The organism is Pseudomonas libanensis (genome assembly GCF_001439685.1).
Taxonomy (GTDB): Bacteria; Pseudomonadota; Gammaproteobacteria; order Pseudomonadales; family Pseudomonadaceae; genus Aquipseudomonas; species Aquipseudomonas libanensis.
This window is the reverse complement of record NZ_JYLH01000001.1, coordinates 542041-568119: the sequence shown is the minus strand read 5'-3', so window position 1 is coordinate 568119 and position 26079 is coordinate 542041. Positions and strand designations below refer to the sequence as shown.

19 protein-coding genes are annotated in these 26079 nt (G+C 61.7%); 13 read left to right on the top strand and 6 right to left on the bottom strand.

Features of this window, described 5'->3' with window-relative positions; all coding sequences use genetic code 11:
• Positions 1–57 precede the first annotated feature (57 nt).
• The 4 genes from purH (at position 58) to TU73_RS02415 (ending at position 6776) form a co-directional block, all read left to right on the top strand.
• On the top strand, positions 58–1665 hold the full coding sequence (purH, locus tag TU73_RS02430; protein WP_057010798.1) for a bifunctional phosphoribosylaminoimidazolecarboxamide formyltransferase/IMP cyclohydrolase: 1608 nt from the start codon (positions 58–60) through the stop codon (positions 1663–1665).
• Between the two features lie 171 nt (positions 1666–1836).
• On the top strand, positions 1837–3129 hold the full coding sequence (purD, locus tag TU73_RS02425; RefSeq protein WP_057010797.1) for a phosphoribosylamine--glycine ligase: 1293 nt from the start codon (positions 1837–1839) through the stop codon (positions 3127–3129).
• A 117-nt stretch (positions 3130–3246) separates the two neighbouring features.
• Positions 3247–6018 carry a hybrid sensor histidine kinase/response regulator gene (locus tag TU73_RS02420; protein WP_057010796.1) on the top strand — a complete coding sequence of 924 codons (2772 nt, stop codon included), beginning with the start codon at positions 3247–3249 and terminating at the stop codon, positions 6016–6018.
• Between the two features lie 161 nt (positions 6019–6179).
• On the top strand, positions 6180–6776 hold the full coding sequence (locus TU73_RS02415) for a MarC family protein (RefSeq protein ID WP_057010795.1): 597 nt from the start codon (positions 6180–6182) through the stop codon (positions 6774–6776).
• Here the strand turns inward: TU73_RS02415 and TU73_RS02410 are convergent.
• From TU73_RS02410 to cobG, 5 genes are all read right to left on the bottom strand, one after another.
• Positions 6773–7552, bottom strand: coding sequence for a hypothetical protein (locus TU73_RS02410; RefSeq protein WP_057010794.1), 780 nt, complete (start codon positions 7550–7552; stop codon positions 6773–6775). The two genes, TU73_RS02415 and TU73_RS02410, sit on opposite strands and share 4 nt — an antisense overlap.
• A 235-nt stretch (positions 7553–7787) precedes the next feature.
• Positions 7788–9425 carry a precorrin-3B C(17)-methyltransferase gene (gene cobJ, locus TU73_RS02405; RefSeq protein ID WP_057010793.1) on the bottom strand — a complete coding sequence of 546 codons (1638 nt, stop codon included), beginning with the start codon at positions 9423–9425 and terminating at the stop codon, positions 7788–7790.
• On the bottom strand, positions 9425–10156 hold the full coding sequence (locus TU73_RS02400; protein ID WP_057010792.1) for a precorrin-2 C(20)-methyltransferase: 732 nt from the start codon (positions 10154–10156) through the stop codon (positions 9425–9427). The genes cobJ and TU73_RS02400 overlap by 1 nt, the downstream gene beginning before the upstream one ends.
• Positions 10156–10782, bottom strand: coding sequence for a precorrin-8X methylmutase (locus TU73_RS02395; protein WP_046070707.1), 627 nt, complete (start codon positions 10780–10782; stop codon positions 10156–10158). The genes TU73_RS02400 and TU73_RS02395 overlap by 1 nt, the downstream gene beginning before the upstream one ends.
• The gene (gene cobG, locus TU73_RS02390) at positions 10775–12121 is read right to left on the bottom strand and encodes a precorrin-3B synthase (RefSeq protein ID WP_057010791.1); all 1347 of its coding nucleotides are present in this window, start codon (positions 12119–12121) and stop codon (positions 10775–10777) included. The genes TU73_RS02395 and cobG overlap by 8 nt, the downstream gene beginning before the upstream one ends.
• 38 nt (positions 12122–12159) lie before the next feature.
• Between cobG and TU73_RS02385 the strand changes: the two genes are divergently transcribed.
• The 9 genes from TU73_RS02385 (at position 12160) to TU73_RS02345 (ending at position 20147) form a co-directional block, all read left to right on the top strand.
• Positions 12160–13365, top strand: a complete 1206-nt coding sequence (locus tag TU73_RS02385) for a bifunctional cobalt-precorrin-7 (C(5))-methyltransferase/cobalt-precorrin-6B (C(15))-methyltransferase (RefSeq protein ID WP_057010790.1) — start codon at positions 12160–12162, stop codon at positions 13363–13365.
• Positions 13362–14081, top strand: coding sequence for a cobalt-precorrin-6A reductase (locus TU73_RS02380; protein WP_057010789.1), 720 nt, complete (start codon positions 13362–13364; stop codon positions 14079–14081). Before TU73_RS02385 ends, TU73_RS02380 begins: the two co-directional genes overlap by 4 nt.
• A 411-nt stretch (positions 14082–14492) precedes the next feature.
• Positions 14493–14795 (top strand): type II toxin-antitoxin system RelE/ParE family toxin, encoded by a 303-nt coding sequence (locus TU73_RS02375; RefSeq protein ID WP_057010788.1) that lies wholly within the window; start codon positions 14493–14495, stop codon positions 14793–14795.
• A 3-nt stretch (positions 14796–14798) separates the two neighbouring features.
• Positions 14799–15086, top strand: a complete 288-nt coding sequence (locus TU73_RS02370) for an addiction module antidote protein (RefSeq protein ID WP_032893775.1) — start codon at positions 14799–14801, stop codon at positions 15084–15086.
• A 96-nt stretch (positions 15087–15182) separates the two neighbouring features.
• Entirely contained in the window at positions 15183–15575 is a 393-nt protein-coding gene (locus tag TU73_RS02365; RefSeq protein ID WP_057010787.1) for a DUF2946 domain-containing protein, read from the top strand.
• A gap of 47 nt (positions 15576–15622) precedes the next feature.
• Positions 15623–16105, top strand: a complete 483-nt coding sequence (locus TU73_RS02360; protein WP_057010786.1) for a copper chaperone PCu(A)C — start codon at positions 15623–15625, stop codon at positions 16103–16105.
• A 9-nt stretch (positions 16106–16114) separates the two neighbouring features.
• The gene (locus TU73_RS02355) at positions 16115–16507 is read left to right on the top strand and encodes a DUF2946 domain-containing protein (RefSeq protein WP_057010785.1); all 393 of its coding nucleotides are present in this window, start codon (positions 16115–16117) and stop codon (positions 16505–16507) included.
• 93 nt (positions 16508–16600) lie between these two features.
• Entirely contained in the window at positions 16601–18661 is a 2061-nt protein-coding gene (locus tag TU73_RS02350; protein ID WP_057010784.1) for a TonB-dependent copper receptor, read from the top strand.
• A gap of 118 nt (positions 18662–18779) precedes the next feature.
• Complete coding sequence (locus TU73_RS02345) at positions 18780–20147, top strand: PepSY-associated TM helix domain-containing protein (RefSeq protein ID WP_057010783.1); 1368 nt, start codon at positions 18780–18782, stop codon at positions 20145–20147.
• 109 nt (positions 20148–20256) lie between these two features.
• On the opposite strand, the gene TU73_RS02340 is transcribed toward TU73_RS02345, so the two are convergent.
• Positions 20257–26076, bottom strand: coding sequence for a DUF4329 domain-containing protein (locus TU73_RS02340; protein ID WP_231984749.1), 5820 nt, complete (start codon positions 26074–26076; stop codon positions 20257–20259).
• Positions 26077–26079 lie beyond the last annotated feature (3 nt).

Here is a 26079-nt window from a genome sequence, read left to right as displayed (position 1 = left end):
CCCGCGTAAAACCGGTCGCCTTTTTTGCTGACTCCTTTGCTTTTGATGGAAATTGAAATGACCGACCAGACTACCCGCCTGCCGATCCGCCGCGCCTTGATCAGTGTTTCCGACAAGACCGGGATCCTCGAATTTGCCCGGGAGCTGGAAGCCCTGGGCGTGGAAATCCTCTCCACGGGCGGGACCTTCAAACTGCTGCAGGACAACGGCGTGGCCGCAGTAGAAGTGGCGGACTACACCGGTTTCGCAGAAATGATGGACGGTCGCGTCAAGACCCTGCACCCGAAAATTCACGGCGGTATTCTCGGCCGTCGCGGCATCGACGATGCCATCATGAACGAGCACGGCATCAAGCCGATCGACTTGGTGGCCGTCAACCTCTACCCGTTCGAAGCCACTATCAACAAGCCAGGCTGCGACCTGCCGACCGCCATCGAAAACATCGATATCGGAGGCCCGACCATGGTTCGCTCGGCCGCCAAGAACCACAAGGACGTGGCCATCGTGGTCAACGCCGGCGACTACGCCCAAGTCCTGCAAAGCCTGAAGGCCGGTGGCCTGACCTACGCGCAGCGCTTCGACCTGATGCTCAAGGCGTTCGAACACACCGCCGCCTACGACGGCATGATCGCCAACTACATGGGCACCGTTAACCAGGCAGCTGACACCCTGAGCACAGAAGATCGCAGCCAGTTCCCGCGCACCTTCAACAGCCAGTTCATCAAGGCCCAGGAAATGCGCTACGGCGAAAACCCGCACCAGAGCGCGGCGTTCTACGTGGAAGCCAAGCCTGCCGAAGTGGGCATCGCCACCGCAACCCAGCTGCAAGGCAAAGAACTTTCCTACAACAACGTGGCCGACACCGACGCCGCGCTGGAATGTGTGAAGAGTTTCGTCAAGCCGGCCTGCGTGATCGTCAAGCATGCCAACCCGTGCGGCGTCGCCGTCAGCCCGGACGCTGAGGGCGGTATCCGCCAGGCGTATGAACTGGCCTACGCCACCGACACCGAATCTGCGTTCGGTGGCATCATCGCCTTCAACCGCGAGCTGGACGCCGAGACCGCCAAGGCCATCGTCGAGCGCCAGTTCGTCGAAGTGATCATCGCCCCAAGTGTCAGTGAAGAAGCCCGCGCCATCGTCGCCGCCAAGGCCAATGTGCGCCTGCTGGCCTGCGGCGAGTGGTCGGCCGAGCGCGCTGCTGCCTGGGACTACAAGCGCGTCAACGGCGGCCTGCTGGTACAGAGCCGTGACATCGGCATGATCGGCAGCCAGGACCTGAAAGTGGTCACCAAGCGCGCGCCGACCGAGCAAGAGATCAACGACCTGATCTTCGCCTGGAAAGTGGCCAAGTACGTCAAGTCCAACGCCATCGTCTACGCCAAGAACCGCCAGACCATCGGTGTCGGTGCCGGTCAGATGAGCCGCGTGAACTCCGCGCGTATCGCCGCGATCAAGGCTGAACACGCCGGTTTGCAGGTGGTGGGTTCGGTCATGGCTTCCGACGCGTTCTTCCCCTTCCGCGATGGTTTGGACAATGCCGCAAAAGCTGGCGTGACCGCCGTGATCCAACCGGGTGGCTCGATGCGTGATGCCGAGGTGATTGCAGCGGCTGATGAAGCCGGTATCGCCATGGTCTTCACCGGCATGCGTCACTTCCGCCACTGATTGACTTGATCTCAAGCGGGCACTGGCTTCATGTGGGAGCTGGCTTGCCTGCGATAGCATCACCTCGGTGCAACTGACACACCGAGGTGCCCCCATCGCAGGCAAGCCAGCTCCCACAGGAAAACAGCCAACCGTGCTCCCCCCGAATTTGCGTCATCCGAGGTTTTTGAAATGAATGTTTTGATCATTGGCAGCGGTGGCCGTGAACACGCCCTGGCATGGAAAGTTGCCCAGGACCCACGGGTCCAGAAAGTCTTCGTCGCCCCCGGGAACGCCGGCACCGCCATCGAAGCCAAGTGCGAAAACGTCGCCATCGACGTATTGGCCCTGGAGCAACTGGCAGACTTTGCCGAGAAGAACGTTGCCCTGACCATCGTCGGCCCGGAAGTGCCATTGGTGGCCGGTGTCGTCGACCTGTTCCGCAGCCGTGGCCTGGATTGTTTCGGCCCCACTGCCGGTGCCGCCCAGTTGGAAGGCTCGAAAGCCTTCACCAAGGACTTCCTGGCGCGTCACAAGATCCCCACCGCCGACTACCAGAACTTCACCGAGATCGAGCCGGCCCTGGCTTACCTGCGTGAAAAAGGCGCGCCGATTGTGATCAAGGCCGATGGCCTGGCTGCCGGTAAAGGCGTGATCGTCGCCATGACCCTGCAGGAAGCCGAAGACGCCGTGCGCGACATGCTCGCCGGCAATGCCTTCGGTGACGCCGGTTCCCGTGTGGTCATCGAGGAGTTCCTCGACGGCGAAGAAGCCAGCTTTATCGTGATGGTCGATGGCAAGAACGTGCTGCCAATGGCCACCAGCCAGGATCACAAGCGCGTCGGTAATGGCGACAGCGGCCCGAATACCGGCGGCATGGGCGCTTACTCCCCGGCGCCGGTGGTGACCAGCCAAGTGCACCAACGCGTCATGGACCTGGTGATCTGGCCGACCGTGCGCGGCATGGCCGACGAAGGTAACGTCTACACCGGCTTCCTCTACGCCGGCCTGATGATCGATAAAGCTGGTAACCCGAAAGTCATCGAGTTCAACTGCCGCTTCGGCGATCCGGAAACCCAACCGGTGATGCTGCGCCTGCAATCGAGCCTGGTGCTGCTGGTGGAAGCTGCACTGGCCCAGGCGCTGGACAAGGTCGAAGCGCAATGGGACCCACGTCCCAGCGTCGGCATCGTGCTGGCTGCCGGCGGCTACCCTGCCGATTATGCCAAGGGCGATGTGATCGAAGGCCTGGACGCGGCGGCTGGATTGGAAGGCAAAGTGTTCCATGCAGGCACCGCGCTCAAGGACGGCAAAGTTGTAACCGCAGGTGGCAGAGTGTTGTGCGCCACCGCGATGGGTGCCAGTGTCGATGCCGCGCAACAGCAGGCGTACAAGCTGGCCGCGAAAATCGACTGGAAAGGCTGCTTCTACCGCACTGACATTGGCTACCGCGCCATTGCCCGCGAACGTGGTGAGAACAGCTGAGCAGCTACACTTCAAGTAGCTATCCGTTCGGTTAGGTAAGGGCCTCTGGCCCTTGCCGTACACATGTCGCCCCGCGCATAGTTAACCCGTGCAATCAACCTACGAAGGGATTTCGCCGTGCGCTGGCTCAGGATCGCCATAGGTTTCACCGTCACTCTGCTGACCCTGCTCTGCTTGCTTCCGGCCCAGGCCGCCGCGCAAGGCAGTGGTTGGGCAGTATTGCTTGACGAACAGGCCGACCTGCAACTGAGCGACATCCGTTCTGCCCGTTACACCAATCAATTCAGCCCCATCGAACTGGATCGGATCACTGCCGCGCAGCCCGACGGTGCGCTGTGGGTGCGCTTCAGGCTGCAACCGGGCAAGCACGAGCAAGTGCTGCGGGTCTTTGCGCCAGACCTGTCCAGCCTGAGCCTGTATGTGCTGGACGGCGACACCCTGGTAGAGCAGCAGACCACCGGCACGCGCCAGCCCCAGGCTGAACGCCCGCTGCCCAGCAGCGACTTCATGCTGCCGATGCCCCAGAGCCCGCGCCCCCTTGAGGTGTACCTGCGGCTGGTCTCGGAACACGAGTTGCGCCCCTACATCACCCTGGAACCGGCCGTACTGGCCGCCGCCAACCAGAACCAGACACTGATCTACGGCCTGCTGTTCGGCGTGCTGCTGATGTTGATCCTGCACAACCTCACGCGCTTCGCCTACCATCGCTCGCGCAGCAGCCTGTGGCTGGCCGCCTGTGAACTCCTGTTGATGCTCAGCCTGGCGCTGCTCCTCAACCTGGTAGGGCCATGGCTGCCGAACTGGCATGCAATCCAGACCCCCGGCGCATACCTTGCCCTGCTGCTGACCGCCCCCTGCGGCTTGATGTTTGCCTACCGCTTCTTCATGCCCCTGGGCCCGCACCCGCTGAACAAACTGTTGATGGCCGACATACTGCTGGTCGTGCTAAGCGGCTTGCTGCTGTTGTTCGTCAATACCCTGCCACTGAACATCATCACCTATGCCCTGGTAGCGCTGGCCGGCCTGAGCATGCTGTTTGTCTCGGCCTACCACTGGCAGAAAGGCTACCGCCCGGCGCGCCTGTTCGTGGCGGCGATGGTGGTGTTCAACATCGGCACGCTGATCATCCTGCCCGCCCTGCTCGGCCTGACACTGGTGGCGCCGCAAGGCTTGATCGTCACCCTGCTGAGCTTTATCTGCATCAGCGGCCTGCTAATGAGCCTGGCCCTTGGCGAGCGCCAACGCGCGATTGTCGAAACCCGCTTCAGCCTCAGCCGCGACCTGGCAGCCAGCAATGCCGAAATCGCCGCCAAGGCCGAGTTCCTGGCGAAGATCAGCCACGAGATCCGCACGCCCATGAACGGCGTGCTGGGCATGACCGAATTGCTGCTGGGCACGCCGTTGTCGGTCAAGCAACGCGACTACGTGCAGACCATCCACAGCGCCGGTAACGAATTGCTCACCCTGATCAACGAGATCCTGGATATCTCCAAGCTCGAGTCCGGCCAGATCGAACTGGATGATGTGCAATTCGACCTCAATGCGTTGATCGAAGACTGCCTGAGTATCTTCCGCGCCAAGGCCGAGCAGCAGAATGTCGAGCTGATCAGCTTTATCCAGCCCCAGGTGCCGCGGGTGATCAGCGGTGACCCGACGCGCCTGCGCCAGGCGTTGTTGAGCCTGCTGGAAAACGCCCTGCACAAGACCGATGAAGGCGAAGTACTGATCGTCGTGGCCCTGGACGAGCGCAGCACCAAGCCACGCCTACGCATTGCCGTGCAGGACAGCGGCCTGCCCATGGAAGCCGCCGAGCGCGACGCCCTGCTGCACAGTGAACTGCACAGCAAGAACTTCCTTTCGGCGACGCGCTTGAGCGGCCACCTGGGCCTGGTGATCGCTCGCCAACTGATCCTGTTGATGAACGGCGAGTTCGGTATCAAGAGCGGCAGTCACCAGGGCAGCACATTGTGGCTGACCCTGCCCCTGGACCCGGAACGCCTGGAACACCCGACCTCCGACCTCGACGGCCCACTCAAGGACGCACGCGTGCTGGTGGTGGACGACAACGACACCTGCCGCAAAGTGCTGGTGCAGCAATGTACCGCCTGGGGCCTGAACGTCAGCGCCGTGCCTTCCGGCAAGGAGGCCCTGGCCCTGCTGCGCACCAAGGCGCACCTGCGTGACTACTTCGACGTGGTGCTGCTCGACCAGAACATGCCCGGCATGACCGGCATGCAACTGGCGGCGAAGATCAAGGAAGACCCGAGCCTGAACCATGACATCCTGCTGATCATGCTCACCGGCATCAGTAACGCGCCGAGCAAGATCATCGCGCGTAATTGCGGGATCAAGCGCATCCTCGCCAAGCCGGTGGCCGGTTATACCCTCAAGACCACCCTGGCCGACGAACTGACCCAGCGCAGCAAAGGCGCGGCCTTTCCACGCCCGGCCCCCAGCGCACCGGCAGCCGTGAGCGTGCCCAGCGATTTCCGCATCCTGGTGGCCGAAGACAACAGCATCTCCACCAAAGTGATACGCGGCATGCTCGGCAAGCTCAACCTCAACCCGGACACCGCCAGCAATGGCGAAGAAGCGCTCGAAGCGATGAAAGCCCGGCGTTATGACCTGGTGTTGATGGACTGTGAGATGCCGATCCTCGATGGTTTCTCTGCCACGCAGCAACTGCGCGCGTGGGAAGTCAGCCACCAACGCGTACGTACGCCAGTGGTGGCGCTCACCGCGCATATCCTCTCGGAACACAAGGAACGCGCACGCCAGGCCGGCATGGACGGGCATATGGCCAAACCGGTGGAGTTGTCGCAGTTGCGTGAGCTGGTGGACTATTGGGTAGCGCAGCGCCAACAGCGCCCTGAGCACAGCATTTCCTGATTTGAAATACTACCCCCTGTGGGAGCTGGCTTGCCTGCGATGGCGATGGATCAGTCACTGATGTGTTAACTGACCCACCGCTATTGCAGGCAAGCCAGCTCCCACATTTGATCTCTGTCGGATAGACTCCTCCACACTTCCACCGCCCGCGAGCCACCCCCATGCTCCATGTGTTATTCAGCGTTTACCTGAAGATGCTGGTGCTCTACAGCCCGTTCTTCGTGCTGTCCTGCTTTATCAGCCTGACCCGCGGTTACTCCAGCAAGGAACGCCGGCGCCTGGCCTGGAAGGTGGCCCTGGCGACCCTGGTATCGAGCGTACTGCTCTACCTGTTCGGCCGGGTGATCTTCAGCGTGTTCGGCATAACTGTTGATGCGTTCCGTATCGGCGCCGGCAGTGTGTTGTTCATTTCCGCCCTGGGCATGGCCCAAGGCAAGTCGGCGGTGCAGACCGACAACGTGCAGCAGGATGTGACCATCGTGCCGCTGACCATCCCACTCACCGTCGGCCCCGGTACCATCGGCGCATTGCTGGTGATGGGCGTCAGCCAACCGCACTGGGATGACAAACTCACCGCCATTTTCAGCATTGCCCTGGCCAGCCTCACGGTGGGCGTGGTGCTGTACCTGTCCAACCGTATCGAACGCATTCTCGGCGACCAGGGCTTGCAGATTGTCAGCCGCTTGATGGGCTTGTTCGTCTGCGCCCTGGCCGCGCAAATCATCTTTACCGGTGTACGCGGCTACCTGGTGCCTTAGATCCGGTACTTGGCAATGGCCAGCTGCACTTTGTCGCCGGCGCTTTCACGCATCAGCTGAATGGTTTTTTCATTGACCACCGAAGTATTCAGCACCAGGCAGGTCTGCCCGCTGAAAGCCTCGAACGAAGAGCTGTCCCATTCCAGGAAGGGCATGCCCAGGTGTTTGTCCACGCCGTGGGTGCTGTAGGTCATCAGCACCATCATCAATTCACCGTCGTTTTCGGCGCAGGAAGCCAGGCCGAAATCGCCGCCCTGCTGCACCGTGCTATTGCGCTTGAACAGGTCGAAACATGCCGGCCGCTGCTTCAACGCTTCCAGTGCATCCGCAGCCAACTTCGGCAAGGCGCTGACCAATGGCCCCGACAGCGACGTCGACGCCAGCATCGCAGCGATGATATTCAGGGCCGCCAGTTGCACCGTCAGGCCCTTGCCCGAACGCGAGACCCGCTCAAAGCGGCTGCGCACCGGCAGCCACCCCAGGCTGACCATGACCTTGATAAATTCGTCGTACCAAGCTTCGGTACCCCGTTGCACTTTCAGCACATCGCTCACATAACTGCTGGCCAGCAGGTAGCTTTTGCGGATGTACTCACGGTTCAGCGCAGACAGCCCCTCGGCAAACGAAATCACACTGTTGTTGACTACCGCCGCATTGCAACCATCGTCGCGATCCAGCGCTGAAGCGGTCTGCTTGCCAGGGGCTCCCGGCAACTTGTAGGCGGCAATCAATTTGCGCCTTTTTTTACTGTTGATCCTTCTGTGACGTCGCTCCATTTCCAGTTCTCCACAAGCACCCCACATGGGGCTTACTTGCACCCTAGTCCAGTGCAGGGAGGGTTTTCCATGGGACAAACATTGCTTGGCGGCTACCACCAGAAAACTTCGCCCAGCAATGACAGGGCGCGGGCAAGGTACTTGCGGTTTTCGTCGCATAAAAAAGAAAAAGCCCCGGCCAACACCAGGTAAATCCCTGGGTCATTCGGAGCTTTCCGGCAGCCAATGGAGCGTTTCAGCTGACGGGTTTTTCGCCGTACCAACGCGGTGTGTACACCCACTCACCGCCACCGGCACGCGGGAATGTGCAGGTAGTGGACGAGCCGACCAGCACCATGGTGCGCATGTCCACCTGCTCGGGCGTCAGTTGCCCCAATGTGGTGACGCGCAGCGTCTGGCCCGGGCGTCCGATGTCGCGGCCCAGCACCACTGGCGTTTCAGGCTTGCGGTGCAACGCGACGATCTCCAGGGCACGTCCCAGTTGCCAGGGCCGCGAGCGCGAGATCGGATTGTAGAACGCCAAGGCCAGGTCGGCCTGGGAGGCGAGGTCCAGGCGCTTTTCGATGATCGACCAGGGCTTGAGGTTGTCCGACAGCGACATCACGCAGAAGTCATGGCCCAGCGGTGCGCCGGCCTGGGCGGCGGTGGCCAGGGAGGCGGAAACCCCCGGCAGGATCTCCAGGTCGACCTGATGCCAGGCCGGGTCGCTGGACTCGTGCAGCGCCTCGATCACCGCGGCGGCCATGGCGAACACGCCCGGGTCGCCGGACGACACCACCACCACTGAACGCCCCTGCGCGGCCAGCTCGAAAGCGTGGCGTGCGCGCTGCATTTCTTCGCGGTTGTCGGTGCAATGTTGCACTTGATTATCACGGAACGGCCCGGCCATGCGCACGTAGGTTTCGTAACCCAGCACGTCAGTGCAACGCGCCAGTTCGGCCTTGACCGCCGGCACCATCAGTTCGGCGGCGCCCGGGCCCAGGCCGATCACGGCGAGACGGCCACGGGGGCGCCCCACCTGTGACAGATCCAGGGGCTGTTCGGCCACGGTGATGCTGATATCCGCAACGGGCATCACCTGGGCAAAGCGCAGCGGCACACCCAACGCCAACGCGGCCTCATGCAATGAGGCATCGGCCATCTGCAGGTCACTGGCCAACAGGCAGGCCAGGGCTTGCACGGCGATCCCCGCTTCATGCAACGCCGTGCGCACACGCTCGGCCAACTGCCCGCCGGGCTTGCAGGTCACGTAGACATTGCGCGGATAAATCAGCAGCTCATTGGCCGCCGGGATGCGCTCGGCATTGCCCACATGAATCGCCAGGCGCGCCTGACGGTCCTGTGGCAGGTTGGCCTGATCCAGCCACGGCGCCGCGCCTTCAATACGTACGCTTTCGCCGGCCAGCAGGTCCGAGACAAAACGCTTGCCCAACTCAATGTCAGCCAACTGATAACCCGCCGGCGGGTTGAGCAGGCAGGTGCCGAAACGCAGCTCACCACTGGTAGTGATTGCAGCGGATACACCCAGTGCCGCAGCGATATCCCGCGCCATCACGTTCACGCCGCCCAGGCCACCGAGCAGCGGTACCACGGCGCTGCCGTCTTCAGCCACGGCCAGCACGGCGGGTTCCTCGCCCTTTTCCAGCAACAACGGTGCCAGGGTGCGGATCACAATACCGGCGGCGCACAACGCAATCAGCGGCGTGCCCAGTTGGTAGAGCTGGCGCAACGTCGCGCCGAACTCGCTGTAGCTCTGGTCAGCACCCTCGACCCGTGTGGCCAGGCCGTGGATCGATGCGCCGGGAAATACCTGCTGGATCTTGCGCGCCGTCGCCAGGCTGCCTTGGCCCAGGATCACAATCGCCGGAGTCATCAACCTTGCCACCTTTCACCGGGCACGATGATCAGCGAGAAATACGGCGAGGACGCCGGATCGACCTGATCCAGCGGCACGATCTTCTGGTTGGCCATGGTGGCGCGCTCCACATACAGCGCACGCCCGGCCAGGCCCAGTTCTTCCAACACCTGGCGCACCTTCGGGAAGTTGCGCCCCAGTTTCATGATCACCGCAGCGTCGGCATCCGCCAGGCGGCGCTTGAGGTCGTCATGGGGCAATACGCCCGAGAGCACCGATAAACTCTGGTTGCGATACACCAGCGGCGCGCCGAGTACCGAGGCGCCCCCGAGCATCGAACACACGCCCGGAATCACCTGGGCTTCGTAGCGTTCGGCGAGGCGATCATGCAGGTACATGTAGGAGCCGTAGAAGAACGGGTCACCTTCGCAGATCACCGCAACATCCCGCCCTGCATCCAGGTGCGCCGCCACGTCGAGACTGGCGTTGTCGTAGAAGTCGCTGATCACCTGTTCATAGGACAACGGCGCCGGCAGCACTTCGGTGGTCACCGGGTACACCAGCGGCATCAGGGTTTGCTGCGTGACCAAGTGGTCCTCGATGATACCGAAGGCGTTGCCCTTCTTACCCTTGGCCACGAAGTACGCCACCACTGGCGATTCACGCAGCAGGCGCAGGGCCTTGAGGGTAATCAGTTCCGGGTCGCCGGGGCCTACCCCCAGGCCGATCAAACGTCCGCGTGCCTGCATTATTCGACCTCCGTGGCGAGCGCATTGACTGCCGCGGCAGCCATGGCACTGCCGCCCAAGCGCCCCTGCATAATCACGAACGGGACGCCACGGCTATCTGCCGCCAGCATCGCCTTGGATTCGGCGGCACCGACGAAGCCCACGGGAAAACCCAGGATCAATGCCGGTTTCGGCGCGCCGGCATCCAGCATTTCCAGCAGATAGAACAACGCGGTCGGCGCGTTGCCGATCACCACCACACTGCCTTCCAGGTGCGGTCGCCACAGTTCCAGGGCGGCGGCGGAGCGGGTGTTGCCCAGTGTGCGTGCCAGCTCTGGCACGCTATCGTCACGCAGGGTGCAGATCACCTCGTTATTGGCCGGCAGGCGCGCACGGGTCACGCCTTCGGACACCATCCGCGCATCACACAGAATCGGTGCGCCAGCGGCCAAGGCATCGCGCCCGGCCTTGCCTGCGCCTGCGGAGAATTGCAGGCCATCGATAGCCTCGACCATGCCGCACGCATGAATCACCCGCACCGCGAGTTTTTCCAAGTCAGCCGGAATGCGCTCCAACTTGGCTTCCGCGCGAATAATGGCGAAGGAGTTGCGATAGATCTCCTGACCGTCGCGGATGTAATCAATCATCGGTGTTGCTCCGTGGGCGAGCGCGCAGCAAGGCGCCCGCCGCTTCAATGGAAAGAGTGCGCGCGTGCAGCCGGCCGAAACCGGGTTGGGCTGCGTCGCGAAAATAGAGGTCGTAGTGGCCGGGGTTCACCGCCAGCAAGGTGACCGATGCGGTGTGCGCCGCGGCGCAGGAGCGCGGGCAGCCGGACAGATGCACCTCGACGCCGGGTTGCAGGGCCGCCAATTGCACCGCATCGACCTTGGTATCGGCCAGGCCTTTGCCGCAGCCGCTGGAACCGGTACAGGCGATCATGCGTGCCAGGGGTTGGTCGATAGAGCAGAGAAAGCCCAACTGCGCCAAGCGTTCGGTCACCGCGACAGGGCGTTCGATATTGGGTAGCAGCACGCCTTGCCAGGGCGTGAAACGCAACGTCCCGTCGCCGCACTCGCTGGCCAGCTGCGCGACGCCCTTGAGCATCAGCGGATCCAGGCGGCCCAATGGCGCGACGGCCGCGACGTAGAACTGGTTTTTCTGCGCCTGTGGATAACTTCCCAGGTGCAGCAGCGCGCCACTGGCCGGGCGCTGGAAGCCCTCCGCCGGCAGCAGCGGCAGGCCCAGGCGGCTCACTACGTTATCCACAGCCAGATGGCGCATGCGCGTTTGCTCGGGCGTCGCCAGGTCGAGAAAGGCTTCCAGCACCGCCACCACCAAGGCATGGCCCTGGTCCAACGGCACCGCCGCCACGGGCGCATCCAGCCCCGGGCAGCCAGCCAGGCCAAATGCCAACAGCGTCTGGCCGTTGCGCACGAACGCCGAAAGCCACAGGTCATGGTGATGCTCAAGCATCGCCAGGGCTTCGCCACCATCGAGCTGTACGGCGAACTTGGCCGACAGCTGATGAAAGCGCGGATGGGTTTGCAAGGTGGCGAGGATCTGCGCGGCCAGCGGGCGGGTATCGAACAGCATCAGCGGGTCGATACCGGCGCTGGGACTGAGCATCAGGTTGCGCACGTCGTCACCCGCGGCGTTGCTCGGCCCGAGGTCGGCCGCCAGCAGCATGGCGATCAGGGCCTGCTGCTCGGCGCCGATGCCGCGGATCTGCAGGTTGGCGCGGTTGGTCGCCTCGATCACTCCGCCCGCATAGGCCTGGGCTGCGTCCGCCACGGCATGGGCCTGGGCGGCACTGATCGAACCACCGGCCAATTTGATCCGGCAAATGCCGCCATCCAACGCCTGGACAATACGCAGCAACCCCGGACAAGCCGAGGGGCGCAAGGTATTCACAGCGGGCGTTGGGTTCACGGGGCTACCGGTTGACGGGTAAAGGCGCGGTATTATGCCTGCTTTGTCCGGCGGCATGAAAAGCCTGCCCGTCGGATGTCGTTCAAGGAATTGATATGTCGCCCTGGCTGACGGTTGTAGGCATTGGTGAAGACGGCTTCAAGGGCCTGGGCAGGAATGCCCGGCATGCCCTGTTGCGTGCCTCGCGGATTATAGGCGGGCAGCGTCAATTGGACCTGTTGCCGGCGTGTATCCGTGGCGAGCGCCAACTGTGGCCGAGCCCGTTTTCCCTGGAACCGGTGCTGTCGCGGCGCGGCGAGCCTATGTGCGTGCTGGCCAGCGGCGACCCGATGTTCTATGGCGTGGGCGCCAGCCTGGCGCGGCAGGTGGCGGCGCAAGAACTGTTGATCCTGCCGGCGCCGTCCTCCGTCTCTTTGGCGGCGGCGCGCTTGGGCTGGCCGTTGCAGGAGGTGGTGTCGTTATCCGTGGTGGCCCGGCCGGTAGCGGCGCTGAATGCGCACCTGGCCAGTGGTATGCGCTTGTTGATATTGAGCAATGACGGCAGCAGCCCGGCTTCGATTGCATCGCTATTGGTCGAGTCCGGGTTTGGACCCAGCCGATTGAGCGTGTTTGAACACCTGGGTGGCGAACACGAACGGCGTATCGACGGGTTGGCGCAGTCGTGGGGACACGCTTCGGTGGTCGATTTGAACCTGGTCGCTATCGACTGCCTGGCGGATGCCAACACACTACGTCTGTCGCGCCTCGCCGGCCTGCCCGACTCGGCCTTCAAACACGACGGCCAACTGACCAAGCGCGATGTGCGCGCCATGACCCTCGCCCGTCTCGCACCGATGCCCGGCGAACTGCTCTGGGATGTGGGCGCGGGCAGCGGCTCCATCGGCATCGAATGGATGCGCGCCCACCCCAGCTGCCGCGCCTTGGCGATTGAAGCCGACGCAGGCCGCCAAAGCCTGATCGAACACAACCGCGACGCCCTCGGCGTGCCCGGCCTGCAATTGATTCGTGGCAAGGCCCCGGACGCGTTAAACGGTCTTGAAACCCCGGACGCCATCTTCATCGGTGGCGGCGTCACCCGTGAAGGCGTACTCGATACCTGCTGGCAACACCTGCGCCCCGGCGGGCGGCTGGTGGCCAATGCCGTGACCCTGCAAAGCGAAATGACCTTGATGAACTGGCGCGCCGAGCATGGCGGTGAACTGACCCGCATCCATGTGGCCCAGGCGCAGCCCTTGGGCGAGTTCGATACCTGGCGCCAGGCGCTGCCGATCACGTTGCTGGAAGTGATCAAACCGTTATGAAAAGGATTCTTTTACTGGGCGGCGTCACGGAAGCGTTGGCCATCGCCCGCACCTTGGGGCCGGAACACGTCTATAGCCTGGCCGGCGTGGGCCGCGTACCCGCCGACCTCACCTGCCAGGTGCGGGTCGGCGGCTACGGCGGTAGTGAAGGCCTGGCGCAGTTTGTACGTGCCGAACGCATCAGCCTGATCCTTGATGCCACGCACCCGTATGCGGCGCAGATCAGCCGCAACGCGGCCGAGGCTGCAAGGGCATGCGGCATACCTTGCTGGGCGTTGCGACGCCCGGCGTGGCAGCCGCAGCCGGGGGATGACTGGCGAGAGGTCGCCGACTGGGCCGAACTGGTCGAAGCGCTCAAACCCTTCAAGCGCCCTCTGTTCACCTTGGGTCGCGAACCCTTGCAGCACCTCGACGAAATCCCCGCCGAGCAGTTCTGGACCTTGCGCGCGCTGGATGTGTATCCGAGCAATGAGCGCTGTGAAGTGATTGGCGCACGCGGGCCGTTCCTCATCGAGGACGAGCGGGCGTTGTTCGAAGAACGGCGGATTGATGTGCTGATCAGCAAGAACAGCGGCAGCACCGCCACCGAGCCGAAGCTGGAAGTGGCGCGGGAACGGGGGGTGCCGGTGTTGGTGTTGAAGCGGCCGGTGTTGGCTGCGGTGCATCGAGAGTTTACGGCAGTGCCAGCGTTGCTACAGGCAATCGCTGTTCTCTAAAGAGTTTGCACACGCACTACGCCTTGAAGCCGACGCGCTGAAACCGGATGAGCCCGACGTTGCAGCACGATTAAACCATTGGCTAGGAAAAGCCCTTTACCTTGCTGAAAAAAAGACAACGTTCACGCGTTTTGATGTTTTGAAAAAGCAGACGCAGAGTGCCCAACGCGGCATTCCCACGCGGAGCGCGGGAACGATCAAGCGTGACAAGAAATAACCAGTCCTATCAGGGTTCCCCACCGAAAGCCGAATCCCCCTACAAATACCTCCGAACAAGCTGGCTGGCTCAGCCAAAAGCCCCCGCCATAACCTCCCCTCTCGCGGTTTTGCTCCGGCGCCCGCGATGGAGATGCACTGTTTTTGAAGCGCGTCGCAACTTGCCAATATGTATCCCAAGGAATACGATCCGAGATGATTCACTTCAAGAGATCTGATGAGTTTCAGGAATGGCTTTATTCGCTACGCAGTAAACCGGCCCATGGACGCGTTCTGACAAGATTGGATAACGCAAGAATGGGCAATTTTGGCGACTGCGAAAACGTCGGAAATGGCGTATCCGAAATGCGTATCCACTATGGCCCTGGATACCGGGTGTACTTCAAGCGTGTAGGTGAGGTGGTTTACCTTTTGTTGATGGGTGGCGATAAATCAACGCAAAAACGTGACATCGAGCGCGCTAAAGAAATTGCCGATGAATTTGAGAAAAAGGAGTGACCCATGACTCAATTTAAAGATTTCGATATAGCCGAGCATCTGACGACCCCAGAGGACATGGCGGAGTATCTCGAAGCTTCTTTCGAGGAGGACGCCGGTGACGGATTGCTGATTCGCTCAGCGCTTAACAATATCGCGCGCGCCCAAGGCATGACCCAAATAGCCCGCGACGCCGGCCTCGGACGAGAAAGTCTGTACAAAGCCCTCTCCAGCACGGGCAATCCCGAATTCGCGACTATCATGAAAGTCATGAAGGCTCTGGGCCTCAAGCTCCACGCCACGGCCGTCTGAACCACTGCGACACCAAACCACACCCGCCCTTTTTACTTATCCCCCCCGATCAGGCTAAATACCCGCCTGATCGTTTAACCCTACGGATTATCCGCCATGGCCCGTCAACGCTTTGCAATTGCCTGGATCGCCTGCCTTGCAGTGCTGTTCAATGCGTTTGCCATGCCGTTGGCCAGTGCGATGCAGCAGACCGATGATCCGGTCAAGCGTCTGATGTGGGGCAGTTTCTGCTCGTCCAATGGCGCCAGCCTGAAGACGATTGCCTTGGGCAAGCTGGAGATTCCAACACCGCCGGACGATCACTCCGCCATGCAGCATTGCTGGTGTTGCTCGGGCTCGGCGCCGTTGGTGGCGTTGCCGGGGCACGTGCAGCAGCTGTACGTGACGCGGTTTGAAGCGGTGCAAAGCCTGCCGCCACCGTCCCTGCAAAATCCCACCCCGCGCCAGCAATGGCCAAGTCTTAATCCCCGAGCGTCTCCAACAGCCTGATCTTCTTCGCAAGTGAACTGCGTTTAGAACCGTTCTGGAGAACTGCCATGCTTAAATCTTCCCTGCTTCTGGCGGCGTTGCTGCTGCCGGTGTTCAGTGCTGCCAATGCCGAAGACTACAAGGTCGGCGACCTGATGGTGAGCGAACCCTGGTCCCAGGAATTGCCACCCAATGCGCCGACTGTCGCGGCGTACTTCGTGATTCATAACACCGGCAAAACTGCGGATCGCCTGCTGAGTGTCGACACCCCGGTGGCAGACAAGGCCGAGCTGCATGAGCATGTGATGCAAGGCGACCTGATGAAGATGCAGCAAGTGCCCAGCGTGGCCGTACCGGCCGAGGGTGAGCTGACCTTCGCGCCAATGGCTTATCACGTCATGCTGCTGGGCCTTAAAGACCGCAGCCTGTTGGCCGATGGCAAGCAATTCCCACTGACCCTGACCTTCGAGAAAGCCGGCAAGATCGAGGTGAACGTGTCGGTGCAGAAGGTCCCGCCGTTGGCCACGCACGAGCATAAGCACACTCACTAGACCAACCCGATGGGCGCCCCCCGCGCCAGGTTGTCTCCGCACCGCCGCCTGATGCGCGGCAGTTGGATCAGCCTGTTCGCCATGCTGATGATCTTTATCGGTCCGCTGATTTCCCAAGCGATGCCGATGGATCATCACGCCGGTATGTCTATGGACATGCCCAGTTGCCACGGTGAGCAAGCGCAACACAGCAAAGTCCCCGACGAGCATCATGTGCTCTGGGAGAAGTGCGGCTATTGCAGCCTGCTCTTCAGTTGCCCGGCCCTGCCCGGCAGCGCGTCCTACGTCAGCCTCGGCACCCCGCCGCCGGCCAATCCCCTCACCCCCGCCACCCGCCTGGGACATGCCCGGCAGAGCGTGTTCCCCGGCGCCCGCTGCCGCGCGCCGCCCATCACTGCGTAAACACTTCACAGCGTTACTTCACCCCGGCCGACTCTAGACAGACAGCCGCAGGCTGCTGGCCGTGTTGTTTACGATTGATTGATGGAATTTGTCATGTCCAGGTTTTCTGCTGACACCCGTTTGGGCGCTACCCCTGTTTTCGCCGTTCTGTGCGGCGCATTGCTTACCCCCTACGCCCATGCGCACGAACACGAGCTGAGCCCCACGGTAATCACTGCGATCGCCCCCAGCTCGCCACTCACTGTTGTCACCAACCCCAAAGACCCACGCCAACCGGTGCCCGCCAGCGACGGTGGCGACTACCTCAAGACCATCCCCGGCTTCGCCCTGGTACGCAACGGCGGCACCAACGGCGACCCGGTGCTGCGCGGCATGTTCGGCTCGCGCCTGAATATCCTCACCAACGGCGGCATGATGCTCGGCGCCTGCCCGGGGCGGATGGATGCGCCCACCTCGTACATTTCGCCGGAAACCTACGACAAGCTGACCGTGATCAAAGGCCCGCAAACCGTGCTCTGGGGCCCGGGTGCGTCGGCCGGTACGATCCTGTTCGACCGTGAGCCCGAGCAGTTCGGCGAGTTGGGCACGCGGGTCAACGCCAGTGTGCTGGCGGGCTCCAACGGGCGTTTCGACAAGGTCATCGATGCCGCTGCCGGTGGGCCGTTGGGCTATGTGCGCGTAATCGGCAACCAGGCCCATGCCGACGATTACAAGGACGGCAACAACGACACCGTCGCCTCGCGCTATGACAAGTGGAATGGCGATGTGGCGGTGGGTTTTACCCCCGACGCTGACACCTTGCTGGAACTCACCGCCGGGCGTGGTGACGGTGAAGCACGCTACGCCGGGCGCGGCATGGATGGATCGCAGTTCCTGCGCGAAAGCCTTGGGCTGCGTTTCGAGAAATCCAATATCGGCGAGGTGCTGGATAAGGTCGAGGCCCAGGTCTACTACAACTATGCCGACCATGTGATGGACAACTACAGCCTGCGCGTCCCTTCGGGCACCGGCATGATGGCGGGGCCCATGGCGTCCAACGTCGACCGCCGCACCCTCGGCGCACGCATCAAGGCGACCTGGCGCTGGGCCGATGTGCAATTGATCAGCGGCCTGGATGCACAGACCAATGAACACCGTGCGCGCAGCAGCATGGGCATCGACACCTACAAGGACCTGCCGCGCAACAAGGACGCCAACTTCCACAATTACGGCGTATTTGGCGAGCTGACCTGGTACGCCGCCGACAATGATCGCCTGATCACCGGCGCACGTCTGGATCGCGCTTCGGCCAAGGATTTTCGTCAACGCACCGGCTCGGGAATGATGAGCCGCCCCAACCCCACCGCCGACGACACCCGTGCAGACACCTTGCCATCGGGCTTTGTGCGCTACGAGCATGATCTGGCGGATACGCCCACTACCGTCTATGCGGGCCTGGGTCACGCTGAACGCTTCCCGGATTACTGGGAGCTGTTCTCCCCCAACACCGGTGCGGGCGGCTCGGTCAATGCGTTCGACGGTGTGAAGCCCGAGAAGACCACCCAGCTGGATTTCGGTGCGCAGTACAAAACCGCCGATCTCGAAGCCTGGGCCTCGGGTTATGTCGGCCAGGTGCGCGACTTCATTCTGTTCGATTACCGGCCCGGCAGGATGGGCACCACCTCCCAGGCGCGCAATGTGGACGCACGCATCATGGGCGGTGAACTGGGCGCGGCGTACAAGCTGACCCGCAACTGGAAAGGCGACGCCAGCCTCGCCTACGCCTGGGGCAAGAACAGCAGCGACGGCAAGGCCCTGCCACAAATGCCACCGCTGGATGCACGCCTGGGCCTGACCTACAGCGAAGACGATTGGAGCGCTGGGGCCTTGTGGCGCGTGGTCGCGGCGCAAAACCGCATCGACCCGAACAAGGGCAACGTGGTCGGCAAGGACTACGACAAAAGTGGCGGCTTTGGCGTGTTCTCGCTGAACGCGGCGTACCGCATCAACAAGAACTTCAAGGTCAGCACCGGGGTCGACAACCTGTTCGGCAAAGCCTACGCCGAGCATCTGAACCTGGCCGGTAATGCCGGGTTCGGCTACCCGGCCAATGACCCGCAAGCCATCAAGGAACCGGGGCGTACGCTTTGGACCAAGGTGGACGTGAGCTTCTAAAAGCATCGCAGGCAAGCCAGCTCCCACAGGTGCAATACATTCCCATGTGGGAGCTGGCTTGCCTGCGATGACGGTGTAACAGACCAAGAAAAATCAAAAGCCTTATGCGGAGCACCCGATGACCACGCAAAAGATTTCCTTCTACAACCTGGCCTGGCGCTGGCACTTTTACGCCGGGCTCTTCGTCGCCCCCTTCATGGTGCTGCTGGCCCTCACCGGCATCATCTACCTGTTCAAACCCCAGCTCGACCCGCTGATGTACGGCAACCTGCTCAAGGTGCCCGCCGCGGAACACGCACTGACCGCTGATGAGCAACTGCAGCGCGCCCAGGCCGCCTACCCCCAGGCCGCCATCAGCAAATACCTGCCACCTGCCGATGCCACCAGCAGCGCGCAATTCGTGCTGCACAACGATGGCCGCGAAGTGACGGTGTTCGTCGACCCGTATCGCGGCACCCTACTCGGCGAACAGGACGCTAAGTACAACCTGCAGGCCATCGCCCGTGCGCTGCACGGTGAACTGATGATCGGCACCACGGGGGATCGCCTGATAGAACTCGCCGCCGGTTGGGCCGTGATGCTGGTGGTGTCCGGCCTGTACCTGTGGTGGCCACGCGGCAAGTCATCGGCCGGTGTGCTGTGGCCTCGTTTGCAAAGTCGGGGCCGACTGTTCTGGCGTGACCTGCACGCCGTCGTCGGTTTCTGGGGCGCAGCGTTCTTGCTGGTGATGCTGCTCAGCGGCATGACCTGGACCGGTTTCTGGGGCAAGCAATACGCCGACCTGTGGAACAGCTTCCCGGCAGCGATGTGGAACAACGTGCCGCAGTCCGACCAGCAGGCGCGCATCCTCAATACCGCCAGCCAGCAGACTGTGCCCTGGGCCATGGAAAACACACCGATGCCAATGTCCGGCGACCACGCCGAACACATGAACCACGGTGCCATGCATGCCGGCCCCGCAGCGCCCACCGTGAGCCTGCAACACGTGGTCGACCTGGCCAACGCGAGCAAGGTCGAGCCCGGCTACAGCATTACCTTCCCCACCACCGCCACCGGTGTGTTCACCGTCGCCGTGTTCGCCAACGACCCACGCTTTGATGCCACCCTGCATGTGGATCAGTACACCGGCAAAGTCCTTGCCGACGTGCGTTGGGAACATTACAACCTGGTCGCACGCGCCACCGAGACCGGCGTGATGCTGCACGAAGGCAAGATGTTCGGCTGGGTCAACCAACTGATCGTGCTGCTGATCTGCCTGATGATCCTGCTCAGCGCGGTGAGTGGCGTGGTGATCTGGTGGAAGCGTCGGCCCCAGGGTGGGCTGGGGGTGCCACCGTTAAAGCATGATCTGCCAAAGTGGAAAACCGCAATGGTGATCATGCTCGGGCTGGCGCTCATTTTCCCGCTGGTCGGTGCTTCGTTGATTCTGGTGTGGGTGCTGGATCGCCTGGTGTTGTCGCACTTTCTCGCAGCCGACCCGCGTTAACCGATAACAGGTTCTGCGTTACTGTTGCTCGCCGTGCCCTGCGGCGAGCCCACCTCGCCGGTAAGCGCGATGGGCTGCTCGTTATCGGCTTGCTGCCCAAGCGCCCTGGTCAGAGTTCGTCCCGGGCATACCAGAACGGCTCCACTTGTGACACGCTCTGCAAATCGCTGACACCCCACTCTTGACCCAGCAAGCCCTCACGCGTCCAGAAGGCGTCGGCAACCACGACGGACAAGCTGCCCTGCGCCCGCAATTGACTGACCAATACGCTGGGGTCCGGCGCAGCCCCCGGAGCGAGCAACCGGGTTTCCGCCGGTGTAAAGGCCGGCACGTACTTGAGCAAGGCACCGCCCCGGCAGGCCAGGTAGCAACTCTTGGCATCGGGAGCATTGCTCTTGATCACAGCAAGATAGGCGCGCAGGTCGTCCTTGGAGGCAAAGTTGGCCAACATTTTCTTGTCAGTCGGCTCATGGCTGGTTGTTGAGGGTATGGCTTTGTAAAACGCCAGGAGCGCCGCAATTTTGTAGCGACTCAGGGCGCTATCAGGGCGCACGTCGAACCCGGCATGATCCATCCAGAACAACAACTCCAGCGAGCTTTCAGTGCCCGTGCCTCGGTCCTCCACCGGATCGATGGCGACATACCCCAAGGTATGCTCAGGCACCAGTATCGCGCCCAGATACTCTTTGCTGTCGAACGGTGCCACCAGGCGCTGGGCATAACGGGCTGCATCATCGGGGTACAGAAACAGCGGCCCGCAGAATGAATGGAAGTGAGGGTTATCGGCAAACCCATGGGGTTGCCTGCCTGGCACCCATTGCGCCGTAACCCGTTCGCTGCGGCCCCATACCTGGCTGGTGCGCCGGATATAAAGCCCACCCGCCGCCGCCAGGCGACGCACGTAGTCGCGCACCTTGAGCGTGCCTTCGAGCAATTGCGCACGATGCAGGTGCGCGTTGCTGGTCCAATCGAACAACGGCGACGTCCTTGGAAAGGCATACGCCAGCAATGCCCCGTCACCACATAACAGATACAAAGACAGGACGCCGCCATTGCGGGGGCTGGTAATGAAGCTCAGTGCGTCAGCAATGCAGGGCGGCGGGAAAAAACTGTCCGCCATTTCGTCACTGGCCGCAGCGATGGGTGCATTGCCGGCGTACAGATAAAGGCCTTCGAGCACATAGCCCTGGGGCAGCGCACCATCGATGAAAATCTGCCGAAGATCGGAGAAATTTTTCCTGATCAAGGGCAGCGTCGCCATATACAGCGGCTTTTTCAGCGATTTGAGCACATAACCGAAGGTCACCTCGCCAGCTGCCGTCGACACGCGCTGGACGTACCGCACGGCATCCAGCGCCAGGCTGAAGATCGGGCTACAGGGCGAATCGGCGAATACTTCGCGAATGAAATGGGGGTCCGGCGCAGGTACATGGGGCGAAAATTCCACGGTTATCTGCCTGGAAAGCCCCCACAACCGATCGCCCTCCACGACCCGCAAGGTACCGGCTTTCGCCACTTGGCTCACAAAGTCCTGGGGCGAGAGCAGACCGCTGCGCATTTGCCGTTCGACACCATTATCGTGGTAATCACCCTTGATCGCGTTCAGCGGCGCCAGGCGCGTCTTGAGCAGCAATTCTTCGGCAGAGCCGGTGAGGGCGTAACTGAGGATCGAGCCGTTTGAGCCAAACACGTATTCCGCTTTGACATGGGCTTCACGGTGCAACAGATTCGACAGAACGTCGCTCGGTAGCATGGTTTTGTAGATGGCTCGCTGCAGGGTGGACAGCAACATCGGCACTTCCTGGTCCACCAACGACCGATAGCGTGCAACGATTGTGCTGCCGCCCGGATAAAGCCCCGCCGTGACCGCCTGGTCCGGGTAGATCCAGTGCAACGTGAAGCCTTCCGGTGGCAGGGCCAATGGCTCAGTCGCGACGAACAGGCCATTGGTCAGCTTGAGGATCACACCGCCATAGACACGGCGATACCCGTTACTTATCAAGGCCGCGACATGCCGGGCAGCTTCATCAGGATGGGCAAAGGCGGGGCTCAAACGCCGCGGCATCAAGGTCGCATAACCGGTCCAGTTAGGGGCGACAAGGCCTGGCGTGTCCCAGCACAGGCTGGTGCGTATCACGTCAAGCTTACCTTTACCCGCCCAACCTCTGAGGTAATCCTTAGGGGTCTTCTGACCGGTGTTCAACTGCTCCTGCTCCAACGTCAAGAGCCTGTCTATGGGGCCGCCGGATTTCAGGTCCAGCGGAAAATGCACATACCGCAACAGCGCGCCATCGAGGGTTGAAAAGTAATTGGTCAATACGCTCTCGTTACTGCGCTGGGATTCGAAGAGCGCGCAATACAATACCCCCGGCGTGACGAAAAACTGCGTCACCCAATTATTGGCTGCGTTCTGCCCAGTCGGCAGCCACTGCTGCGAATAGAACAGCCCGTGCAGAATAAAACCGTCAGGCCATCGATATTCGCGCTCGGCAGTTACCTCATACAAGCTGTTGAGATTGTAAAGCTGACTAAGGGTTGTGAAACCGACCACCTCGCTGGTGATGTACTGCGCTTTGTCTCTATGCTTGAGGATGAATGCAAAACAAGCCTGCTCAGCGAAGTTGCGCGCATGCACCCGGGCGTGCAGGTTGCGGGCCGCCTGATCGGAAGACGCGAACACGGCCCCATGAATCGTGTAGTCGGGCGGGCCGAGCCTGGGTGCGTAGCTGTAATTGGGCGTCCAGTCGTTGTAGACCACCGAGCGCGGCCCCCATAGCGGGTTTCCCTGGATAATTCTGAAGTCGCCCGCCTCGGCCAGCCGCCAGACCCAATCGGCCGGTTTGATCTGCCCCTTGTCGAGGCGATGCTGAAGACCATTGTCACCGGCCAGAGGCCCGATATTGGCCAGGAGCACCTGCTCATGGGAGGAGTTGTTCGGTGTGTACTCCAGAAGACAACTGGGCGCTGCCGAGAGATAGGCCACCCGCCCGGCGGGGATGATCGAGTGCACTTCATCGGGTGAAAACACTTGCTGATTGATCAACGCTTCATCCAGGGTCCAGCCGCGCTGCTTGATCGGCGCCGGGTCAACCGTGGACAGCTCAGGGTGGGAGCCGTAACGCCCGACCAGTACGTAGGGCTCCGGCGGGATCAGCGGCCCGTGGTTGTCGAGGGGGAAAAACAGCGTAAATGCGAAGGGGTTGACCGCGCTCGGCAGAGGCTCGGTGCTGACAAAACGGCCGTCTTCGCCCTTGAGCACGTAACCGCCATAGTAGCGATCCCGGCGATTGCCGATACGCTCATGGGCATACACCGCCGCATCTCGAGCCGAGACAAACGGCGGGCTCACAACCGCCTTGTATAACGGATTGAGCAGCTCCGTGCGGTTTTCCAGCAGGCCTACATTGCGCCACAGGCCGCCGGCCTGGACCACCGTCAGATCGGTCGCCGCGATCACCCTGCGCACATAGTCACGCGGGCTCAGCGTACCGGCAAGCATGGCCGCCTGAGCGCCGTTGTCGTCCAGCTCCCCCGTGCCGGTCTGCCTGACCAATGGCGTATCCGTCGTGGCCTGGGGCACCTGCAACTTGAGCAGGGCGGCATCCGAGGCCTGCATGTACAGGGACAATCCTCGGCTGCCCTCTTGGATCTCCAGGGTCGCCCGGGCCTGGCGAGTCGCGGCCACAATCTGCGCCGGGGTGAAAAACGTGCTGGCCAGCCAGGTTTCCTTGGCCGCGACGGCGCCCTTCTCATACCAGCTGCTGAAGTAAATGGCTTCAAGGCGATACTGAGAGGGCAAACGCACTTTGCCGTCTGGGCGCTTGGGAAATAAATGCGCTGGAGAGAACAGCGGCTCACGCTTGGCTTGTGCCAACGTCGCCACGTATGCATCTTCACGGGTGTGCTTGAGCACAAACCCTACCCGGCCGCCATCGTCCGCTGTGCCGTAAGGCAGCAGCCCACGTAATACGGCAAGGTCCGGGCTTTGGAATACCTGGGTGAAAAAGGGTTGTTGCTCGACGCTGGTGGCGGGTGTGCGTAACCGCCATTGCTTGGTGATGCGCCCGCGCACGCCGCCCCATACCGGGTGCGCAATCAACACCCATAGCTCGCCGGCCTCGGCCAACCTGCGCACCGGAAACTCAAAATCCAGGCTGGTCTCCCCCGGCTCGCCACGGATTATTTGCGCCAGTTTGCTTTCAATCGCCGACCCGCTGCTGACATATTTGAGCAGTACATCGTCAGGTCCGGAAAAATAATGGGCCTTGGCAAACGCCCGGTTCTGGATGCTGAAGAGTTGATCGAAACCGGAATAAAAGTTGTTGAACAACAGCACTTGATCCGCCGTAAAGGACGGGAAATGGCTCTGGATTTGTGCAGCGTCGGCAGGATGGGAGTGATAGAACGCTTCGGCAGCATAGCCATCGGGGGCGATGAAATGTCCCTCACTGTCTCTGGCCAACAAGCGCTTGTGATCGAAACTGTTACGCAGATCCGGTATGGGCGTTGTGGCATGGTAATAATTGCCACGCTTGAGAACGACTCCGCCATATTCAACTTCGCGACGCCGGCCGATCCGCTCATGCGCCCAACGGGCCGCATCGTCGGCGGTGATAAAGGCCGGGCTCAACGTCGGCAGGGTAATGCTCGCAAAGGGTCGCCAGTCAGCGCCAACCGTGCCGGTCTTGTCCCACACTTTGCTGCCCTTGCCTAACTGACTGGCCTTGACTACATCCAAGCGGCCCGCCGCTGCCAGGCGCAGCACAAAATCACTCGGTTTAAGGCTGCCATCGATCAAGGCGGAGTCGATCATGTTATCTACAATCTTCCCATCGGGCTCGACCCGATAAAGCTCGGCTTCGGCCGCTGAGAAGGAGCAGGTGTAGCGCAACAGCGCGCCATCTTCGGCCCCCAGAAATATCGACAACCCGGCTTGCTTGAGCAAATCAGGTACCAACCGGCCGTAATAAAGGTGCCGGGCCAGTTCCGGCGGCGAGAAGAAATTGCGGTACAACCACGGCTGTCTGGTCTTCGCCAGTGCCGCGTAGCCGCCCTTGCCCAGGTAAACGGCGTTCAGATGGAAGTGCGCGGGCAGGCGATGCTTGCCGTCCGCATCCGTGGGAAATGCCGCTTGCACGGACAACTGACCGCCAAACGAACCCGACGGCTCAGTCACCACGTACTCGTGCTTATCGTCATGTTTGAGCACAAACACTTGCTGGATCGCGCCCGGCTTGGCTGCCAGGCGCGTCTGGGCATGTTTGATCGCGCCAGTGAGATTGGCTTGCACCGGCCCGCAAGGCGGCAGCTCGCGTTGTTTGGGCACAAAGGGTGAGTAGGGTTTCCAGTTCGCGGGCACCTCGCCGGTAGACCCTCCCCAGAGAGCGTTGGAAACAACGATCGACAGCCGGCTGACGCTGGCGACCTTCTTGAAGAGATTCTCCACCACGCCGTCATAACCATCAGGTTTGCCGAACGGTTCCTTGTTCTTTATCCACAAAGCGAAGCGCCGCTCTGCATCCGAACGGGTCGGGACGTGTTTGAACAACGCACCGTCAGCGCCGGATACGTAGAAGGCACTGAAGAACTCCGGGTTCAGGATGTTGCCCATCAGGTCTTCAAAGGAATAGAAACTGTTCAGTGCTTTGATCTGTCGGTCGGAGAGTTCCGGATTGTTGCTCTTGTACTGGGTGAAAAAATCCGGGTGTGAGTGATATTCCGCCACACACCGATAGCCGTCGGGATGAAGTAGCTGCTTATTACTGTCCTCGTTCAGAACCGTGCCAACATCAAAAAAATTCTCACCGCCCTCGATCGGCTCGGTCGGGTAAAAAAGTTCATCGGCCAGGCGTTGCATAATCACCCCGCCGTACTCCTGATCCCGTCTGTCACCCACCTGCTCATGGGCGTAACGGGCTGCATCGTCCATGCT

Coding starts and splice junctions, on each gene's coding strand:
- TU73_RS02340 (WP_231984749.1), bottom strand. CDS start 26,076: ATGGACGATGCAGCCCGTTACGCCCATGAGCAGGTGGGTGACAGACGG.
- purH (WP_057010798.1), top strand. CDS start 58: ATGACCGACCAGACTACCCGCCTGCCGATCCGCCGCGCCTTGATCAGT.
- TU73_RS02365 (WP_057010787.1), top strand. CDS start 15,183: ATGGCCCGTCAACGCTTTGCAATTGCCTGGATCGCCTGCCTTGCAGTG.
- TU73_RS02410 (WP_057010794.1), bottom strand. CDS start 7,552: ATGGAGCGACGTCACAGAAGGATCAACAGTAAAAAAAGGCGCAAATTG.
- cobJ (WP_057010793.1), bottom strand. CDS start 9,425: ATGACTCCGGCGATTGTGATCCTGGGCCAAGGCAGCCTGGCGACGGCG.
- TU73_RS02370 (WP_032893775.1), top strand. CDS start 14,799: ATGACTCAATTTAAAGATTTCGATATAGCCGAGCATCTGACGACCCCA.
- TU73_RS02375 (WP_057010788.1), top strand. CDS start 14,493: ATGATTCACTTCAAGAGATCTGATGAGTTTCAGGAATGGCTTTATTCG.
- TU73_RS02360 (WP_057010786.1), top strand. CDS start 15,623: ATGCTTAAATCTTCCCTGCTTCTGGCGGCGTTGCTGCTGCCGGTGTTC.
- purD (WP_057010797.1), top strand. CDS start 1,837: ATGAATGTTTTGATCATTGGCAGCGGTGGCCGTGAACACGCCCTGGCA.
- TU73_RS02355 (WP_057010785.1), top strand. CDS start 16,115: ATGGGCGCCCCCCGCGCCAGGTTGTCTCCGCACCGCCGCCTGATGCGC.
- cobG (WP_057010791.1), bottom strand. CDS start 12,121: ATGCCGCCGGACAAAGCAGGCATAATACCGCGCCTTTACCCGTCAACC.
- TU73_RS02415 (WP_057010795.1), top strand. CDS start 6,180: ATGCTCCATGTGTTATTCAGCGTTTACCTGAAGATGCTGGTGCTCTAC.
- TU73_RS02380 (WP_057010789.1), top strand. CDS start 13,362: ATGAAAAGGATTCTTTTACTGGGCGGCGTCACGGAAGCGTTGGCCATC.
- TU73_RS02385 (WP_057010790.1), top strand. CDS start 12,160: ATGTCGCCCTGGCTGACGGTTGTAGGCATTGGTGAAGACGGCTTCAAG.
- TU73_RS02395 (WP_046070707.1), bottom strand. CDS start 10,782: ATGATTGATTACATCCGCGACGGTCAGGAGATCTATCGCAACTCCTTC.
- TU73_RS02400 (WP_057010792.1), bottom strand. CDS start 10,156: ATGCAGGCACGCGGACGTTTGATCGGCCTGGGGGTAGGCCCCGGCGAC.
- TU73_RS02350 (WP_057010784.1), top strand. CDS start 16,601: ATGTCCAGGTTTTCTGCTGACACCCGTTTGGGCGCTACCCCTGTTTTC.
- TU73_RS02345 (WP_057010783.1), top strand. CDS start 18,780: ATGACCACGCAAAAGATTTCCTTCTACAACCTGGCCTGGCGCTGGCAC.